The organism is Massilia sp. LXY-6 (genome assembly GCF_051233485.1).
Classification (GTDB): domain Bacteria; phylum Pseudomonadota; class Gammaproteobacteria; order Burkholderiales; family Burkholderiaceae_D; genus Telluria.
The window spans coordinates 1-1295 of sequence record NZ_JBKFGF010000098.1 but is presented as its reverse complement, the minus strand read 5'-3'; the positions used below and the strand labels follow the sequence as shown (position 1 = coordinate 1295).

Below are 1295 nucleotides of genomic sequence, written 5' to 3'. Positions count from 1 at the left end.
ACCCGGCATTGACTGCCAAGGTTATAGGGACAAGCCGTACGGGCAATTAGTATCGGTTAGCTTAATGCATTACTGCACTTCCACACCCGACCTATCAACGTCCTGGTCTCGAACGACCCTTCAAGGAGCTCAAGGCTCCGGGAAATCTCATCTCAAGGCGAGTTTCCCGCTTAGATGCTTTCAGCGGTTATCTCTTCCGAACTTAGCTACCCGGCAATGCCACTGGCGTGACAACCGGTACACCAGAGGTTCGTCCACTCCGGTCCTCTCGTACTAGGAGCAGCCCCCTTCAAATTTCCAACGCCCACGGCAGATAGGGACCAAACTGTCTCACGACGTTTTAAACCCAGCTCACGTACCACTTTAAATGGCGAACAGCCATACCCTTGGGACCGGCTACAGCCCCAGGATGTGATGAGCCGACATCGAGGTGCCAAACTCCCCCGTCGATATGAACTCTTGGGAGGAATCAGCCTGTTATCCCCAGAGTACCTTTTATCCGTTGAGCGATGGCCCTTCCATACAGAACCACCGGATCACTATGTCCTACTTTCGTACCTGCTCGACTTGTCGGTCTCGCAGTTAAGCACGCTTATGCCATTGCACTATTAGCACGATGTCCGACCGTACCTAGCGTACCTTCGAACTCCTCCGTTACACTTTAGGAGGAGACCGCCCCAGTCAAACTGCCTACCATGCACTGTCCCCGACCCGGATAACGGGCCAAGGTTAGAACCTCAAATGAACCAGGGTGGTATTTCAAGGATGGCTCCACGAGAACTGGCGTCCCCGCTTCAAAGCCTCCCACCTATCCTACACAGATTGATTCAAAGTCCAATGCAAAGCTACAGTAAAGGTTCATGGGGTCTTTCCGTCTAGCCGCGGGTAGATTGCATCATCACAAACATTTCAACTTCGCTGAGTCTCGGGAGGAGACAGTGTGGCCATCGTTACGCCATTCGTGCAGGTCGGAACTTACCCGACAAGGAATTTCGCTACCTTAGGACCGTTATAGTTACGGCCGCCGTTTACTGGGACTTCAATCAAGAGCTTGCACCCCATCATTTAATCTTCCAGCACCGGGCAGGCGTCACACCCTATACGTCCACTTTCGTGTTTGCAGAGTGCTGTGTTTTTATTAAACAGTCGCAGCCACCAGTTTATTGCAACCCTTTCACCCTTCCACAGTAAAGTGGTCAAGCTACCGGGGCGTACCTTATCCCGAAGTTACGGTACCAATTTGCCGAGTTCCTTCTCCCGAGTTCTCTCAAGCGCCTTAGAATACTCATCTCGCC

Annotated in this window: 1 rRNA gene; it reads right to left on the bottom strand. The window is 52.2% G+C overall.

Annotated features, from left to right (window positions below):
- Positions 1 to 25: 25 nt before the first annotated feature.
- Positions 26 to 1295, bottom strand: a 23S ribosomal RNA gene (locus tag ACI48D_RS25975); the annotation flags it as partial.